Origin of the sequence: Pseudomonas sp. MRSN 12121 (assembly GCF_000931465.1) — a bacterium.
Lineage (GTDB): Bacteria > Pseudomonadota > Gammaproteobacteria > Pseudomonadales > Pseudomonadaceae > Aquipseudomonas.
Genome location: NZ_CP010892.1, coordinates 4,706,825 through 4,723,511, shown reverse-complemented (window position 1 = coordinate 4,723,511; position 16,687 = coordinate 4,706,825). Strand labels below are relative to the sequence as shown.

Annotated in this window: 10 protein-coding genes; 2 read left to right on the top strand and 8 right to left on the bottom strand. The window is 66.7% G+C overall.

What is annotated here, in order from left to right:
• Positions 1 to 220: 220 nt before the first annotated feature.
• The gene (locus tag TO66_RS21455) at positions 221 to 2,620 is read right to left on the bottom strand and encodes a TonB-dependent siderophore receptor (RefSeq protein WP_044464157.1); all 2,400 of its coding nucleotides are present in this window, start codon (positions 2,618 to 2,620) and stop codon (positions 221 to 223) included.
• A gap of 151 nt (positions 2,621 to 2,771) precedes the next feature.
• Positions 2,772 to 4,424 (bottom strand): cyclic peptide export ABC transporter, encoded by a 1,653-nt coding sequence (locus TO66_RS21450; RefSeq protein WP_044464156.1) that lies wholly within the window; start codon positions 4,422 to 4,424, stop codon positions 2,772 to 2,774.
• A 187-nt stretch (positions 4,425 to 4,611) separates the two neighbouring features.
• Between TO66_RS21450 and TO66_RS21445 the strand changes: the two genes are divergently transcribed.
• Complete coding sequence (locus tag TO66_RS21445; protein ID WP_044464155.1) at positions 4,612 to 5,439, top strand: N(5)-hydroxyornithine transformylase PvdF; 828 nt, start codon at positions 4,612 to 4,614, stop codon at positions 5,437 to 5,439.
• A gap of 482 nt (positions 5,440 to 5,921) precedes the next feature.
• On the opposite strand, the gene TO66_RS21440 is transcribed toward TO66_RS21445, so the two are convergent.
• From TO66_RS21440 to pvdM, 3 genes are read right to left on the bottom strand one after another with little or no spacing between them, the layout of a single operon-like run.
• Complete coding sequence (locus TO66_RS21440; protein WP_044466118.1) at positions 5,922 to 6,821, bottom strand: formylglycine-generating enzyme family protein; 900 nt, start codon at positions 6,819 to 6,821, stop codon at positions 5,922 to 5,924.
• 45 nt (positions 6,822 to 6,866) lie between these two features.
• Positions 6,867 to 8,156: an aminotransferase class V-fold PLP-dependent enzyme gene (locus TO66_RS21435; protein ID WP_044464154.1), complete on the bottom strand. Its 1,290-nt coding sequence runs from the start codon at positions 8,154 to 8,156 to the stop codon at positions 6,867 to 6,869.
• A gap of 26 nt (positions 8,157 to 8,182) precedes the next feature.
• Positions 8,183 to 9,544, bottom strand: a complete 1,362-nt coding sequence (gene pvdM, locus TO66_RS21430; RefSeq protein ID WP_044464153.1) for a pyoverdine-tailoring dipeptidase-like protein PvdM — start codon at positions 9,542 to 9,544, stop codon at positions 8,183 to 8,185.
• A 251-nt stretch (positions 9,545 to 9,795) separates the two neighbouring features.
• Between pvdM and TO66_RS21425 the strand changes: the two genes are divergently transcribed.
• Positions 9,796 to 11,421, top strand: a complete 1,626-nt coding sequence (locus tag TO66_RS21425) for a hypothetical protein (protein WP_044464152.1) — start codon at positions 9,796 to 9,798, stop codon at positions 11,419 to 11,421.
• A gap of 665 nt (positions 11,422 to 12,086) precedes the next feature.
• On the opposite strand, the gene TO66_RS21420 is transcribed toward TO66_RS21425, so the two are convergent.
• Genes TO66_RS21420 through TO66_RS21410 form a run of 3 tightly spaced genes read right to left on the bottom strand, consistent with a single transcriptional unit; the run spans position 12,087 to position 16,635 of the window.
• Positions 12,087 to 13,481, bottom strand: a complete 1,395-nt coding sequence (locus TO66_RS21420) for an efflux transporter outer membrane subunit (protein ID WP_044464151.1) — start codon at positions 13,479 to 13,481, stop codon at positions 12,087 to 12,089.
• 7 nt (positions 13,482 to 13,488) lie between these two features.
• Positions 13,489 to 15,462 carry a MacB family efflux pump subunit gene (locus TO66_RS21415; protein WP_044464150.1) on the bottom strand — a complete coding sequence of 658 codons (1,974 nt, stop codon included), beginning with the start codon at positions 15,460 to 15,462 and terminating at the stop codon, positions 13,489 to 13,491.
• On the bottom strand, positions 15,463 to 16,635 hold the full coding sequence (locus tag TO66_RS21410) for an efflux RND transporter periplasmic adaptor subunit (RefSeq protein ID WP_044464149.1): 1,173 nt from the start codon (positions 16,633 to 16,635) through the stop codon (positions 15,463 to 15,465).
• Between the last annotated feature and the right edge of the window lie 52 nt (positions 16,636 to 16,687).

The following is a 16,687-nucleotide window of genomic DNA, read 5'->3' as shown; positions in this document are numbered from 1 at the left end:
AAAGCTCGGCAGCGGCTACAGGGGCGAGGTATCAGCCCGACATCCGTAGGAGCGAAGCTTGCTCGCGATGGCGTCCATGCAGACAGACCGCGTTGCCTGGATCGCGGGCAAGCCTCGCTCCTACGGGGGACGATGCGCATGTTGTGGCCGCTGGCAGGGCGGGCAAATGAAAACGCCCCGGGAAGGCGGGGCCTTTCCGGGGCGTGGGGCGGTGCGGGGGTCAGAAGTCCCAGCGGGTGGTGACCATGACGTTGCGCGGTTCGCCGTAGATGGCCGAGTTATAGAAGCCGACGTTGGTGTAGTAGTACTTGTCGAAGATGTTGTTGACGTTGAGCGTCGCCGACAGGTTCTGGGTGATCTGGTAGCGGGTCATCAGGTCCACCACCCAGTAGGATTCCTGGGTGATGTCCTCGTTCACGCCCTTGGGGCTGTTCCAGATCTGCTGCCAGGCCTTGTTCTGCCAGCGCGCGCCGCCGCCGACGGTCATCTTGTCCAGCTGGCCGGAGAGCTTATAGGTGGTGTAGAGGCTGAGCTGGTCTTCGGGCTCGAAGGTCGAGAGCTTCACATCGTTGTCGTCGCGCACCACCTTGTGGGTGTAGCCGCCCTGCACCTGCCAGCCCGGGGCCAGCTCGCCGGACACTTCCAGCTCGTAGCCCTTGGTGGTCGCCTTGCTGCCCTTGAAGGCGTAGTTGGGCGGGGTCGGGGTCTGGTTGTTGTAGGCGTCGTCCGGCACCGAGCGGTTGGTTTCCTTGACCTCGAAGTAGGCCAGGCTGGCGTTCAGGCGACCGTCGAAGAACTCGCTCTTGATGCCGATTTCGTAGTTCTCGCCTTCATCCGGCTCGATCAGCTTGTTGTCGCGATCGCGGTTGAAGTTCTCCTGAGGCATGAACACGTCGGTGTAGCTGGCGTAGACCGAGAAGTTCTCGTTCAGGTCGTAGATGGCGCCGGCATAGGGAATGAAGCGTCCGGATTCGGTGTAGGTCGGGGTCAGGCCGGTCAGGCTGTAGTTGACCACGCGCCCGCCGAGCAGGAATTTCAGGTCGTCGGTGACGTTCAGGCGGGTGGTCAGGTAGACCCCGGTCTGGCGGATCACGTCATCGGTGCGCTGCGACACCGGGCCCCAGTCGGGCTTGGGCAGGTTGCCGTGCCAGTTGTTGTAGTCCACGCGGTTGGGCACCGAGAAGGTTTCGTCCCAGTAGCCCTTGCCTTTCCAGTGGGCCTTGCTGATCGAGCCGCCGATCACCAGGTCATGATCGCGGCCGAGCAGGCTGAACGGGCCGCTGACATACAGGTCGGCCGAGTCGCTGGTGGTGTCACCCTTGTAGCGCTGCGCGTTGATTTCGGCGCTGCCGTCGGGTTGCGGCTGGTCGAACTGGATGGAGCCCATCTGCGCGTCATAGCCGTTGTACTTGTGGTCCAGTTGCAGCTTGGTCACCCAGCCGTCGCCCAGGTCGTGTTCCAGGGTGGCGAAGACCGTGCGGGTGTACTGCTGCCAGCTGCTCCAGTCGGTGGCGTTGCTGAACGAGCGCTTGGCGTCGTTGCGCTCGCCCTTGGAGTTGAGCAGCGGGAAGCTGCCGGACCAGGTGGAGCCCCGCGGGTCGTTGTCCTGGTAGTCGGCGCCCACGGTCAGCAGGGTGTCGGGCGACAGGTCGAACTCGAGGATGCCGTAGAACACCGAGTTCTTGCTCGAGTAGCGGTCGATGAACGACTGCTTGTCCTGGTAGGCGGCCACGGCCCGGCCGCGGACGTTGCCGGTTTCGGTCAGCGGGCCGCTGACATCCAGTTCGCTGCGGTAGTTGTCCCAGGAACCCGCGCCCAGGGTGGCGTGGCCCTGGAAGTCGGCGGTGGGCTTCTTGCGCACCAGGTTGATGGTGCCGCCCAGGGAGCCGGCGCCGCTGAGCAGGCCGGACGCGCCCTTGAGCACTTCGATGCGGTCGTAGATCGCCATGTCGCTCAGGGTGTTACCCGCCGAATAGGCGACGTTGCGCACGGCGGAGGGAATGCCGTCGTACTGGAAGTTGTTGATCGAGAAACCGCGGGAATAGTAGTTGGTCCGGTCGGTGTCGAACGCCGATACGGTGATGCCCGGGGTGTGGCGCATCACGGCGTCGACGCTGTTGAGGGCGAAGTCGTCCATGTGCTGGCGGGTGACCACGCTGATCGACTGCGGGGTTTCGCGCAGGGTCAGCGGCAGGCGGGTGGCGGTGGCGATGGTGCCCGGGGTGTAGGAGCCGGTGCCTTCGGTGACGTTGCCCAACTGGTTGGCGGTGACCTGCGTCGGGCTCAGTTCTAGGCCCTCGGCGCCGGCGCTGGTGGCGCTGAGGGTCAGCGAGTTGCCCTGCAGGCTGTAGCGGATGCCGCTGCCGGTCAGCAGCAGGCCGATGGCCCGCTGCGCGTCCATCTTGCCCTTCACCGCGGTGCTCTGCTTGCCTTGCACGTCCTGTGGGCTGTAGAGCACCTGCAGGTTGGTCTGGCGCCCGAACTCTTGCAGGGCGCTGCCCAGAGATTGCACAGGAATGTCCAGCTCGATCTCCTGCGCCTGTACATAACCGGCTACCGGCAGCGACACGGCAAGGGCCAGGGCGCTGGGAAGCAGGTTGATGTTCAGGGCCTTTCGCATGGATAGCGCTTTACTCAGGGGACTGAGACCGAGCAGTGCTGACATGGATGCGTTCTCTTCTGTGTTTTGGGTGGGCAGTTATGGGCATTTATTGCGGTTAATTCTCATTACCGATAGTGAGACGTTCATCCATGAATAAACCGGAAAAAAATCAGGCCGGCTGCATTGCCTCCACCACCTTGCCCGCGCGCAGGCGCACCAGCTGGTCGGCGATGTCGAAGTAACGGTCGTCGTGGCTGATCACGATGATGGTCTTGCCCAGGCGCTTGAGGTCCGGCAGCAGCTCGGTGTAGAAAATCCGCCGGAAGGCCGGGTCCTGGTCCGCCGCCCATTCGTCGAACACCAGCACGGGGCGCTCCTCCAGCCAGGCGTTGACCAGGGCCAGGCGCTTGCGCTGGCCGGTGGACAGGTCGGTGGTGGTGAAGGCGCCGTCCTTGATGCTGACCTTGTGCGCGATCTCCAGGCGGTCCAGGTACTGGCTGGCGCTGTCCAGGGACTTGCCGCCGCTGCCCTGGACCAGGTCGTCGAACAGGTAGTAGTCGGCGAACACCGTGGTGAACAGTTGGCGATAGTCGTCGCGGACCGGGTCGGTCACGGCCTCGCCGTTCAGGCGGATCTCCCCGGCCTGGGGCGGGTACAGGCCCAGCAGCAGCTTGATCAGGGTGGTCTTGCCGCAGCCGTTCTCGCCGACGATGAACACGATGTCGCCTTGCTTGATGTGCAGGTCGATCGGCCCCAGGTGGAACGGCTCGCTGCCTTCCACCGGCGGCGGGCTGTAGCTCACGCCGCGCAGTTCGAGGCTGCGCACCACCGGTTTGGGCGCTTCGCTGTCGTCCAGCAGCAGGTGCGGTTCGGGGGAGGAGAAGCGTTCGGACAGCTCGCTGATGCGGCCGAAGGCGATCTTCGCCTTGCCCACCACCGGCAGGTAGGCCACCAGGTTTTCCAGCGGGCCCTTCATGTACAGCAGCACCAGCACGAAGCCGGTGATCACGGTCGGGTCCGGGTTCGGGTTGTAGGCCTGCATGGCCAGCGCCAGGCCGATGACCACGAAGAACAGCATCGAGCCGAAGGTCTTGGCCAGGATATAGATGTTCACCGAGCGCACCTGGATCGAGGCGATGCGGTCTGCGGTTTCCTGGATGCGGTGGGTGTTCATCCGGTAGCGGCGCGGCCGGTGCATGCGCAGTTCCTTGGCGCCGGAGGCAATCGCGTTGTAGTAGCGCTGCAACTCGTCTTCCTGGTCGCGGGCCAGGTCGAAACCGCGGATCCCCTTGCCGCCGGCCACGTACTGCACGCTGGTGCCGATGAGGATGGCGACCACCATCATCAGGAACATCGGCACCGACAGGTACGCCAGGTAGCCCAGGCAGCCCAGGGTCACGGTGGCGGCGATGGCCAGCGGGGTGAAGGCGAAGGAGAAGTCGCTGATGGTGTCGACGTCGTGGGTCAGCACCGGGATCAGGCGGTGGGAGCGGTAGCGCTCGATCTGGCCGATGGGCGCCGACAGGACCTTCTCGCCCAGGTCCTTGCGCAGGGCGGCGATGATGCGCTGGCCGACGTAGTTGGTGCCGATGTCCGAGACGATCGAGCTGGTCAGCGCCAGCAGGCACAGGGCGGCGAAGGTCAGGACCACGCCCTGGGTCATGCCGGTCTGCGAGTGCAGGGCGTTGTTGATGGTCGCCAGCAGCAGGGTGATGGCCAGGCCGCCTACCATGCCCAGGGCCACGGAAATCACCACAGTGGTGCGAAAGGGTCTGAGCAGGGCGAGCAGGCCGTGGAAGGCGCCGCGCTTGGGGTCGGTCATAAGGGGTTCCCGGCAGTGAATGAGGGGTCGAGGCACAAAGACCCGTACTCATGACAGACGAACCGTTGTCGGGAGTATTTAGCTCGGGCGCGGGCGCGGATAAATTGCGCGGCGCCCGATTCGTTCTTGTTGTGCAGGTGCACGCGTAACGACGCCGTGCCTGGCCCATTCAGCGAGAGCGATTGAGATGACGAAAAAGAATCTGGTGTATGTCTGGTCCCTGAGGAACGCGGCGGCCGACAAGGCGGGGCAGCCGGTGGCCTACAAGGATCACGAGCGTTACATGAAGTCGGTGCTGGAGTTCCTGGTCGAGACACTCAACCAGACGCCCCTGGGCGACGCCTATGAACTGGTCGGGGTGGTGTATGACGACGACGAGCAATCGCCGCGCGACCAGCAGCTGGTCAGCGACTACGGCTTCGCCTATCAGCCGGGCCGGCAATGGCTGTACCCGGCGGACCTGCGAGTGCATGGGCGCCTGGTCAACGACCTGCTGCTCAGCGTGCCGTCTACCTACCGCCGCCATCCGCGGGGCTCGGCCGAGCATATCGCCGGCAAGCAGGATTTCGAGCGCCGCCTGCACGACACCCTGGTGGAACTGAAAGCCGACATCGTGGTGCTCGACGGCCTGCTGGTGATCCTCGACGAGCTGGTGCGTCCGGGCGCGCCGTTCGCGCGGCGGATCATGAACATCCACCCGGGCATCACCCGCCTCGAGTCGCCCTACGAGCGCCGCGGTGCCTATGCCACCTGGAACGCGCTGTACGGTGCCCGTGGGCAGAAGGTGGTGGACTGGACCACGCGGGAAACCGTGCCGGTGGAGCCGCTGTACAAGACCGGCGCGTCCTTCCACTACGTGGACAACGGCATCGATTCCGGCGAGGTGTTCCACGACGTGCTCAACACCGAGATCAGCCCCGAGGACACCATCCTCGAACTGCGCTGGAACAACTTCAACAACAGCCTGTTCCCGGCCCTGCACGAAGGCCTGGCGCTGCTGGCCAGGCAGGGCTGAGCCCATGGCGGGCGCCGCCTCGAAACGACCCGGCGCCCTCCCTGTAGGAGCGAGGCTTGCCCGCGATCCGGGCGACGCGGTGTGTCTGATGGATGGGGTTGTTTGGATTGGCGCCCGCTTTGCGGTCGATCGCAGCCTCGCCAAGGCTCGACAGCGGCTACGGGGTTAGGTGCTGTCATTGTAGGAGCGAGGCTTGCCTGCGATCCGGGCGACGCGGTCTGTCTGAACGGACGCCATCGCGAGCAAGCTTCGCTCCTACAGATGTCGTGCAAACACGTCGCACCTGTAGCCGCTGCCGAGCCTTGGCGAGGCTGCGATCGGGGCGCAGCCCCGTAAAACCTGGCAACGCAGTGTGTCTGATGGATGGGGCCGTATGGATTGGCGCCCGCTTTGCGGTCGATCGCAGCCTCGCTGGCGCTCGACAGCGGCTACAGGTGTCGTGCGAACACGCCGCACCTGTAGCCGCTGCCGTAGGGAGGGGATTAGAGATCGCGTACCACGCGGAAGCCGATCCAGTCGCCGCGGGTGCTCGGGTAGATGTTGTTGCGGTTGCCCGAGCGGGAGAACACGGGCGCTTCGCCCCAGTCGTTGCCGCGGATCTGCCGCGCTTCGCAGCCCGGCTCCACCCAGGCGCTGCCATCGGTCGGTGCCCCCACGTAGTTGGCGTGTTCGCAATCGGCGATCCATTCGTAGACGTTGCCGTGCATGTCGTACATGCCGAACGCGTTGGGCGGGTAGCTGCCCACCGGCGAGGTGAAGCTGTAGCCGTCGGCCGGGCCGTAGGTGTTGGCGTGCTTGGCGATGCTGTAGCCCTTGCCCTCGTCGAAGGGGAACGGGAAGGGCCCCTTGGAGCCCGCGCGTGCGGCGTATTCGCGCTGGGCCTCGCTGACCATCTGGTAATGGTGCCCGGTCTTTTTCGACAACCAGGCGACATAGGCCTGCACGTCGGCGAAGTCCATGCACACCGCCGGCTGGCGTGGGCCCTGCTGGTAGCGCGGCTTGCTGGCGATGCATTCGCGGCCGGGGCGGGTGTCGCCGTTGGCGATCACCACGCCGGTCTCCTTGACGTAGCTGTCCCATTCGCCGGCGGTGATCTGGAAGCGGCTCATGGCGAAGGGCTTGGCGAAGGTCACGTCATGCATCGGGCCTTCGTCGGGTTCGCGGCCGACCTCGTCGTCCGGCGTGCCCATGGTGAAGGTGCCGGCGGGCAGCACGACCATTTCCGGGCAGTTCTTGCAGTCCTTGAACACCTGGCCCGGGTGGGGCGTGGCGGCTTGCGCGCCCTGGGACAGCAGGCCGCCGAACAGGGCGAGCAGGGACGCGGCGCAGAGTCTTTTCAACGGCAGCGGTGGGGTGGCGGGGTGATTCGGGGCTGTGGTCATGGTCATCTCGAAGGTTGGAAAAGGTGGATCGCTCGTGGCGCGGGCTCAGAGCCTGCGGGCCAGCAGGTCCATGAAACGGTCGATCTGCGCCTCGTCGTTGAGCAGCCCGGGGGCGGTGCGGATCACCGGGCCGACGTCGCGGTCCACGGCGTCGGCCACCACGCGGTTCTGCATCAGGTAGGCGGCGACCGCGTCGCAGTCCTGGCCCCTGACCCGGAAGAAGGTGAAACCGGCCGACAGCTCGCTGCTCAGTGGCGTGACCAGTTCGATCTGCGGGTGCTGCCGCAGGCGCTGTTTCAGGTAGCTGTTGAGGCCGTGGATCCGCGCCTGGACCTCGGCCTTGCCCAGTTCCAGGTGCAGCTTGAAGGCTTCGTCCAGCGCCCAGCGGTGCTCGAAGGCGTGGTAGCCGCCGGGCGACATGGCGGTCGCGAAGTCGCGGTCTTCGGAGAAGGTCGGCACCGTCGGGGTGATGTCCTTGAGTTCGGTGCTGCGGGCGCAGACGATCCCGGTGCCGCGCGGGCCGAACAGCCACTTGTGGGCGCCGGCGATGAAGAAGTCGCAGTGCATGTCCGGGAAGCTCAGGTCTTCGACGCCGAAGCCGTGCACGCCGTCGACCACGTAGAGGATGCGATCCGCCTCGGCACGCTCGCGGTTGAGTTCTTGCACCAGTTGGCCGATCTGCCCGATGGGCAGTTTCACTCCGCTGCCGGACTGCACCCAGGTCATGCCCAGCACCCGGGTGTTGGGGCGGATGCTGCGCTTGATCGAGCCCAGCACTTCATCCGCCGAGACCGTGTGGGCGTTCTCGAACAGCTGGATCTTGCGCACCTGGGTGCCCTGTTTTTTCACCCGGAAGTCCAGGCTGTACTCGGTGGAGTAGTGCTCGTGGACGGTGGTCAGGATCTCCTGGTCGGGACGCACATGAATGCCGCCGTAGATCAGCGCCAGGCCTTCGGTGGTACTGCCGGTGAGCGCGATCTGCGCGGGCTGGGCGTCCAGGTAGCGCGCGGCCCACTTGCGGACTTCGGCTTCGCGTTTCCAGGTCTCCTGCAGGTCCCAGTCCATGGCCAGGCCGGGGTTGCGGTCGATGCTCGCGCGATGGCGCTCGATGGCCTCGCGCACCGGCCTAGGGTGGGAGGTCACCAGGAAGTTGGAAAAGTGCAGGTAGTCCGGGTCCTGGTCGAACAGCTGGCGCAGGCGGCTCCATTTGTCCGTGGCGGCGGAGCTGCCCGGGGTTTCGGCGGCCTGGGCCAGGGTGCCGAGGGCGGCGTTGCCCAGGGGCAGGCTGGCGGCCAGCAGGCCGGCCTGTTTGAGGAAGGTACGGCGGTCGGTCATGTCGGGGTTCGCTATGGGCAAGGGAATCAACGCTGGGCTACGGGTTGTACGGCGGGGTTCGCGGCCTTCTGCACCTGGTCCCAGACCCGCAGGAAGTTGCCGCCCCAGAGCTTGGCGATGTCCGCCTCCGAATAACCGCGCGACAGCAACTCGGCGGTGACGTTGCGGATCTCGCCGACGTTCTCCCAGCCCTTGACCCCGCCGCCTTCGTTGAAGTCCGAGCTGATGCCGACATGGTCGATACCGACCTTGCGCACCGTGTAGTCGATGGCGTCGCCCAGGTCCTTGAGGGTCGCCTTGGGCTCTTCCTCGAGGATCGCGTAGAGCTCGCTGGCGTACTGGCCGAACTTCTGCTCCGGCCAGGCCGAGATGATCGGGTCGCCCGGCATCAGGGCCATGGCCAGGTTCGGCAGCGGCGGCAGGTCGAAGCGCGCGCGCAGGGCGTTGAGCTTGTCCTGGGTGGCCTGGGTCAGCGGGCGCAGGTACTGCGAGAAACCGACCACCTGGATCACGCCGCCGCTGCGCTTGATCAGTTGCATTTCCTTGTCGCTGAGGTTGCGCGGGATATCCACCGCGGCTCGCGGCGCCGAGTGCGAGGCCACCATCGGCGTGCGGCTCAGCTGCGCCACCTGCTCCAGGGCCTTGGTCGACATCTGCGAGACATCGATGATCACCCCCAGGTCGTTGAGCCGGTGCACCGCCTGCTTGCCGATGTCCGACAGGCCGTCGAGGGCGTCCGGGGAGTCGTTGAAGAACGGCAGCGGCCGCGAGGAATCGGCCCAGGCGTTGTTGCCGATGTAGCTGAAGCCGAACATGCGCATGCCGCGGGCGGTCCACAGGTCCAGCAGGTCCAGGTCGTTGCCCAGCGGGTAGGCGTTGAGCATGCTGATGAAAATCGCGAACTTGCCTTCGCCGTGCAGGCGGCGGAAATCGTCCGGGGTGTAGGCGATGCCGACCTGGTTGGGGAAGTCGCGGACCATGCCGGAGATGATCTTGTAGCGCACCTCCTGCTGGTTGCGCGCCTCCTCGACGAAACCGTCGGTGGGGCGATGCGGCGCATTCGGCCCGTTCCACATTTCCGGCCAGCCGAAGATGGTCAGCGCCGCGCCGGAGAGCCGTCCGCGATTGGCCTTGACCAGGTCGAACTGGCCGCCGCCGTCCTTATCGAATTCGTTGCCGGCGGCGCCGAAATCCAGTGGCAGGCTGATATGGCTGTCGAACGACAAGAGGCGCTCCTGCAGCTCGTCGGCCTGCTTGATGACCTTGACCGGGTAACCGGGGTTGCCCCGGAACCCATAGTCCCAAGCCAGGAAAGCGGCCCCCGCGCTGACCGCCAGCGCCAGCGGCAGACCGATGTAAAGAGCCTTTTTCGAACGTGGTTTTGTCATTGCCGTCTCAGTCGGGTTCGCCATCAGGGAACAGGCGTGCCGGTGCCGGTGCGCCTTGTGCTATCTGGGAGGAACGAGCGGGGCGCGGGGAAAATTAGCCGTGGTGGCGGGTGGGGCGGGGTAGGCGCGGCGTTCTCAGGTTCATCGCGGGCAAGCCTCGCTCTTAGGGTATCGGGCCGGCTTAAATTTCCCCATTCAGCAAACGTCCTAGCTGGGATAAAGCCTGCTTCAGGGCTGACACAGGTAGGGCAATGACGATTTCTCGACGAGGGTTTATCGCCGGCTTGGCGCTCACTGGCGCCGCGGTGCCGGCGGCCATTTATGCGCACCGTGAACTGACGCGTGAGGAGGAGCCGCAGACGCCCGGCGAGGCCACGGTCGATCTGGCGGATGTCGCCGGCCAGCAATTGGCGGACAAGTTGCGCGGGGTCTGGACCCTGCGTTTCGAGGGCGCGGACGCGGGCCTGGCGGGGCTGCCGCGCGAGGGCCTGGAGCTGTTCCTCGACGTCGCCCAGCGCGGCCGCGGCCTGCGCGGTTACCTGGACACTGCCGAGGCGTTGCGCGGCGCCGGCGAGCCGCGCTACCGGGTGGTCGGCGACCTGGTGACGGCCGATCCGCAGCAGCTCTACTGGCGCCTGGTGAGTGTCGATGCCGATCAGGGCGCGCCCTGCTATGAGTTCAGCGTCAAGCTCGACGAGGTCTGGGCAGATTTCGGCAACGCCGGCGGCGGCACCCTCAGCGGTCGCATTGCACGCCTGGATCGGCCGCTGGCGTTGCCCGAGCAGGACAACCGCTTCGTCGCCAGCAAAAAACTGTTTCCCGAAGCCCGCCAGCGCATCGGCCTGAACCCGACGCTGCTGGCCTGGCTGATTTCTCCCGAGCACCGCCTGTTCCATCAGCTGTGGCACGCCTCGCGGGACAAATGGCACACCCTGCCCGAAGACAAGCGCGAGGCCCTGCGGGGCATCGGTTGGCAGCCCGGCCCGCGGGGCCGGGAGCGCGACGCCCGGGGCAAGCGCAAGGATCGCAACGGCTCGGGCATCGATTTCTTTTTCATGCACCGGCACATGCTCGGCACCGCGCGCTCCATGCAGGACCTGCCGTCCTGGGCGAACTTCCCGACCCCGCAACCGGAACTGATGCGCGATCGCCAGGGCTTTGCCCGCTATTTCGACAACCACGACGGCTTCGCCCTGCCGCCGACCTGGCAGGCCAGCGACGACGCCGACTACACGCAGTGGGTCAGCGACATCAAGACCGCCGAGACCTACCACAGCAACTTCGAGGTCTGGGAGTCGCGTTACCGCGATCCGCGCTATCTGTCGACGCTGACTCTGGGGCAGTTCGGCTCCGAGCTGGAGCTGGGCCTGCACGACTGGTTGCACATGCGCTGGGCCTCGGTGCCGCGCGACCCTTCCAACGGCGCGCCAGTGCCGTTCGCCCGCGATCCGGCGGACTTCGCGGCGCGCTGGTATGCCGCGGAGAACGATTTCCTCGGCGATCCGTTTTCTTCCCATGTGAACCCGGTGTTCTGGTCGTTCCACGGCTGGATCGACGATCGCGTGGAGGACTGGTTCCGTGCCCATGAGCGTTTCCATCCGGGCGAGGTCAGCCGCCTCGAGGTCAATGGCGTGCCCTGGTTCGCCCCCGGGCGCTGGGTCGAGGTCGACGACCCCTGGCTGGGGCCGGATACCCACGGTTGCAGCACCACGCCAGGCCTGCAGGTGGGGCGTTCGGTGGAGATGGACCCGGAAACCATGAAGCTGGCGCTGCGCATCACCTTCGCCGAGGAAGACAAACTGGCCGAGCTGTTCCGCAAGGTGCCCAAGCGACCGTGGTATGCCCGCCACCTGAAAGTGCGCGAGCGGTTGCTTTAACCCCCCCCGAACCCGTAGGAGCGCAGCTTGCGCGCGATGGCGTCTGCTCTGGCGCTGCATTTTTTGGATGGTGTACATATCCATTGCTGCGGTAATGGCGGCTTATGGTTCCGCCCTTACGGCGGGTCACTTTGGAAGAGCGCCAAAGTAACCAAAACGCTTTGCCCCTCCACTCGGTGCCTCGCCTAGGCTCGGCATGCCCTCACTCCGGCATTGATCCGTGGGCCGCCGCCACAGGCCATCCATGGCCTGGGGCGGCTAACCCGGCATCCCTGCCGGGTTACCCACGGCTCAATGCCTGCGTTCGGCCATCGTGGTTAACGGGGCGCTCAGATCAAAAGCAAGATGGCGGCCTACCGGCCGGCCTGGTTGAGAATTCCACTTGGCTTGCGATGGGCGGGGAAATCAAATCCAAACGCGACCTACCGTTCGGCGCGAAACCCTGTAGCCGCTGCCGAGCCCTGGCGAGGCTGCGATAGGACCGAAGGTCCTCCTGCGGTTTTGAGATCCCTGCGCCTGCCTTGCAGTCGATCGCAGCCTCGCTGGCGCTCGACAGCGGCTACGGGATTCGTGTCGATGACGATTCGACGCCATACCTGTAGGAGCGAGGCTTGCCCGCGATCCAGGCGACGCGGTGTGTCTGAAGCCTGGACTGTGTTTCGGGTTCAGGGCGCTTTCCAGCCACCGCCCAAGGCTTTGTACAAGGCGACGCTGGCTTGCAGCCGCGACAGGCGCAGTTGCACGTTCTGGTCTTGCGCGGCGTACAGGGTGCGCTGGGTTTCGAGGACGGTCAGCAGGTCCGCGGCGCCGGCCTGGTAGCGGCGCTGGGCGAGGTCGAAGGCGGTCTGCGCCTGTTGCAGTTCTTCGCTTTGCCATTGCCGCTGGCGGTCGAGGCCGCGGATGCTGGACAGGGCCTTTTCCACGTCGGCGAAGCCGTTGACGATCGCCGCGCGATAGCTTTCCAGCAGCTCTTCCTGGCGCGCCCGGGCACGGTCGCGTTCGGCGCTCAGGCGGCCGGCGTTGAAGATCGGTGCCGCCAGGGCACTGGTGAGGTTGTAGAACGGGCTGCGCAGGATATCCGAGGCGCTGTTGGCCCCCGAGCCGAGGCTGGCGCTGAGGGTCACGGTGGGCAGCATCGCCGCCCGCGCCACCGTGACGTCGGCCTGGGCGGCGGCGAGCCGGGCTTCGGCGCTGGCGATGTCCGGGCGCCGGCTCAGCAGGTCGCTGGGCACCCCGGCGTCGATGCTCGGCCAGGTCAGGTGGGCGAAAGGCTGCTGGCCGAGGTCGAGGTTCTGCACCGGCTGGCCGAGCAGGGCGGCGAGGGTGATCCGCGCGTCGGCGGCCTGCTGCTGCACCAGGGGCAGCTGGCGTTGCTGGGCAGCCACCAGGCTGTTCTGCTGGGCCAGCTCCAGGGCGGTGGCCGAGCCCGAGTCGTAGCGGGTCTGCACCAGGCGCTGCACGTTTTGCGCGTTGGCCAGGTTGAGCGCGGCGATGCGCTCCTGTTCCTGCAGCGACAGCGCCTGGGCGTAGCTGTTGGCGACGCCGCTGAGCAGGGTCAGCTCGACTGTGGCCTGGTCGAATTCGCTGGCGCGCAGGCTGTCCACGGCGCTGTCGCGGGCCGCGCGGCGGCCGCCCCAGAAGTCGATTTCATAGCTGGCGCTGAGGCTGGCGTCGAAGTAATCCACGGCATCGTTGCTGCTGTCGGCGTCCAGTTGGCTGTAGCCGTTGCCGCGCAGCAGTTTCTGCCGGTTGGCGTTGAGCGCGCCTTTGAGTTCCGGCAGCAACGGCGCGCCGGCGACCACCGCCGTGGCCTGTGCCTGGCGCACCCGGGCCATGGCGGCGGCCAGGTCGTGGCTGCCCAGCCGCGCCTGTTCGATCAGGCGCTCCAGCTGCGGGCTGCCGAAGCGGGTCCACCATTGGCGGTTGTCTTGCGTCGCCGCCGCGGTGTGCGGCGAATGCCAGGCCGGCGGCGCCTGCAGGCCGCTGTCCGGACGCGGCGCGGGGCCGCTGCAGGCGGCCAGCAGCAGGCTGGCGGCGATGAGGCTGAGGGACGCTTTCATAGATCGATCATTCACTGGTAAGGGCCGTGACCGGGTCGAGCCGGGCTGCCTTGCGGGCCGGCATGAAGCCGAAAATGACGCCGGTGACCAGGGCGCAGGCGAAGGCGCCGAGCACCGCCACCAGGGAGAAGGCCACCGCCACCTCGCTGAGCAGCAGCACGCCGCCGATCAGCAGCGCCAGGGCGATGCCGGTCAGGCCGCCGACCACCGAGAGCATCACTGCCTCGGTGAGGAACTGGCGCAGGATGTCGCGCTGGCGGGCGCCGGTGGCCATGCGGATACCGATCTCGCGGGTCCGCTCGCGCACGGTCATGAGCATGATGTTCATCACCCCGATGCCGCCCACCAGCAGCGAGATCGCGGCGATGGCGCCGAGCATCAGCGACAGGGTGTTCTGGGTGCGGGCCTCGGCCTGGATCATCGCCGCGTTGTTGAACAGCTGGAAGTCGCGCTTGCCGTTGTGCAGGCGCAGCATCAATTGCTCGATGGCCTGTTCGGCCTCCTTTACATTGCGCGCGTCGCTGGTGGCGATCGCCACGTATTCCGGGTTGTGGCTGCCGAACAGGCGGATGCTCGCGGCGGAGTAGGGGATGGCGATGCGGTCGTCGCTGTCCTTGTCGCCGGAGCTGGCGCCTTTTTCCGCCAATACGCCGACCACCTGGAACGGCACGTTCTCGATCAGGATGTAGTGGCCCAGGGGCGTGGGCATGTCCTTGAACAGCTTGTCACGGACCTTCTTGCCGATCACCGCCACCGCGGCGGCGTTGCGCTCGTCGGCCTCGGTGAAATAGCTGCCCTCGACCACCGGCCAGTTGAAGATCGCCGGGAAGTTGGTGTCGTTGCCGCCGACGTAGCTCATATGGTCGACGTTGCCGAAGCGCACGCCGGCCTCGGCGCCGTTGACCGGCATGATGCGCTTGACCTGGGGCAGCGCCGCCAGCGCCGCGACGTCGTCCAGAGTGACCCGGCCGGGCGGGGTGCGCGGGTTGGGCATATGCCCGCTCAGGTAAATGATGTTCGAGCCGAAGGCACCCATCTGCGCCATGACCTGGCGCTTGCTGCCTTCGCCCACCGCCAGCATCACCACCACCGAGGCCACGCCTATGACGATGCCCAGCAGGGTCAGGGCGGTGCGGAAGCGGTTGATCCACATCACCCGCCAGGCCGCTTGCACGGCGTCCACCAGTTCGCCTTTCCAGGCACCGTTGTGTTCGCTGCCGGCGGCCAGGCGCTGGCGCAGGTCCACGGCCTGCAGGGCGCCGCTGTTGGCGCTGGCCTGGACCTCGGGCTGCTGCTCGGCGGTGTCGCTGATGATCTCGCCGTCGCGGATCTCGATGATGCGCTTGGCCCGCGCCGCGACCTCGCGGTCGTGGGTAATGAGGATCACCACATGGCCCTGGCTGGCCAGCTCGTCGAGCAGGCTCATGACCTCGGCGCCGCTGTGGCTGTCGAGGGCGCCGGTGGGTTCGTCGGCGAGGATGATGTGGCCGCCGTTCATCAGCGCGCGGGCGATCGACACCCGCTGCTGCTGGCCGCCGGACAACTGGTGCGGGCGGTTGCCGGTGCGGCTGCCCAGGCCCAGGCGTTCCAGCAGCGCGGCGGCGCGGGCGTGGCGCTCGGCCGCCGGGGTGCCGGCGTAGATTGCCGGCATCTCGACGTTTTCCTGGGCCGAGCCGGATGGGATCAGGTGGTAGCCCTGGAACACGAAGCCGAAGGCCTCGCGGCGCAGCCAGGCCAGTTCGTCGCTGCCCAGTCGGGCGACGTTTTCCCCGGCGAACCGGTACTCGCCCGAGGTCGGGCGGTCGAGGCAGCCGAGGATGTTCATCAGCGTCGATTTGCCGGAGCCAGAGGCGCCGACGATGGCGACGAATTCGCCGGCGTGGATCGCCAGGTCGATGCCACGCAGCACGTCCACCTGCGGCGTGTCGCCGCCGCCGTAGGATTTGCGGATGTCCTTGAGGTCGATCAGCGGGGTCTGCATTCAGCCTCCGCTGCCGGGTGTGGGGCCGATCAGCAAATGCTCGCCTTCAGCGAGGCCATCGAGGATCTGGATGTGCAAGCGGTCGCTGATGCCGACCTGGACCTTGCGTTCCTCGATCGCGCCGTTTTTCGCCACCACCCGGGCCAGTTGCACGCCGCTCTCGGTGCTGCCCTCCAGGGCGGCGATCGGCGCGGTCAGCACGTCCTGCGCGCGGTCGGCGACGAAGAACACCTGGGTGGTCATCTCGGCCATCAGCGCGTTGTCGGCGTTGTCCACATCCAGCAGCACGGTATAGAGCACCACCCGGCCGCTGCCGCTCTTGCTCGAACTGTTGGGGCTGCCGCTGCCCTGGCTGGTTTCGTTGAGCGGCTTGGGCGGGATCGGCAGGATCTGCCGCACGGTGCTGGTCCAGCGCCGGGCGCCACCGCTCAGGGTAGTGAAGTAGGCGGTCATGCCCGGTTTGACGTGGCCGATATCGGCTTCGGAGACTTCGGCCCAGACGGTCATCGGCGACAGCCGGGCGATGCGCAGGATCAGCGGGGTCTGCTGCTGGGCGTTGAGGGTCTGGCCTTCGCGGGCGTCCACCGCGACCACGGTGCCGGACATCGGCGCATAGATGCGGGTGTAGCCCAGCTCGGCCTGGTCGCTGCGCAGGCTGGCCTGGGCCTGGCGGATCTGCGCCTGGAACATGTCGATCCGCGCCTGGGTGGCCTTGAGTTCGGCGCGGGCGGTCTGCACGTCTTCGTCGCGGGTCGCACCGCCGGCGGCGAGGTTCTGCTGGCGCTGGTACTTCTGCCGCGCCAGCTCGTTCTGCGCCCGCTGCTCCTGCAACTGGGCCTGCAGGTTCTCGATGGAGAAGCGGCTGGCGTCGAGCTTGGCCTGCTGGGTCGCGGGGTCGATCTCTACCAGCAACTGGCCTTCCTTGACCTGATCGCCGGCTTCGACGTGGATCTTGCGGATCTGCCCGGAGGCCTGGGCGCCCACATCGACATAACGTCGCGGTTGCAGGGTGCCCAGGGCGGTGACGCTGCTTTCGATGGTGCCGCGGCTGACTTGCACCGTGGCGAACTGGTCGCGCCCGGGTGGCAGCAACTGCCAGGCGGCGAGGGCGGCGATGGGAATCAGACACAGGGTGACAAGCAGGGCGCGTCGGGAATGACGAGGACGTTTCATGCAGGGTTCCGGCCAGAGGAAGTCGGCCCGTGGTCCGTCCCGGCCCGGGGGA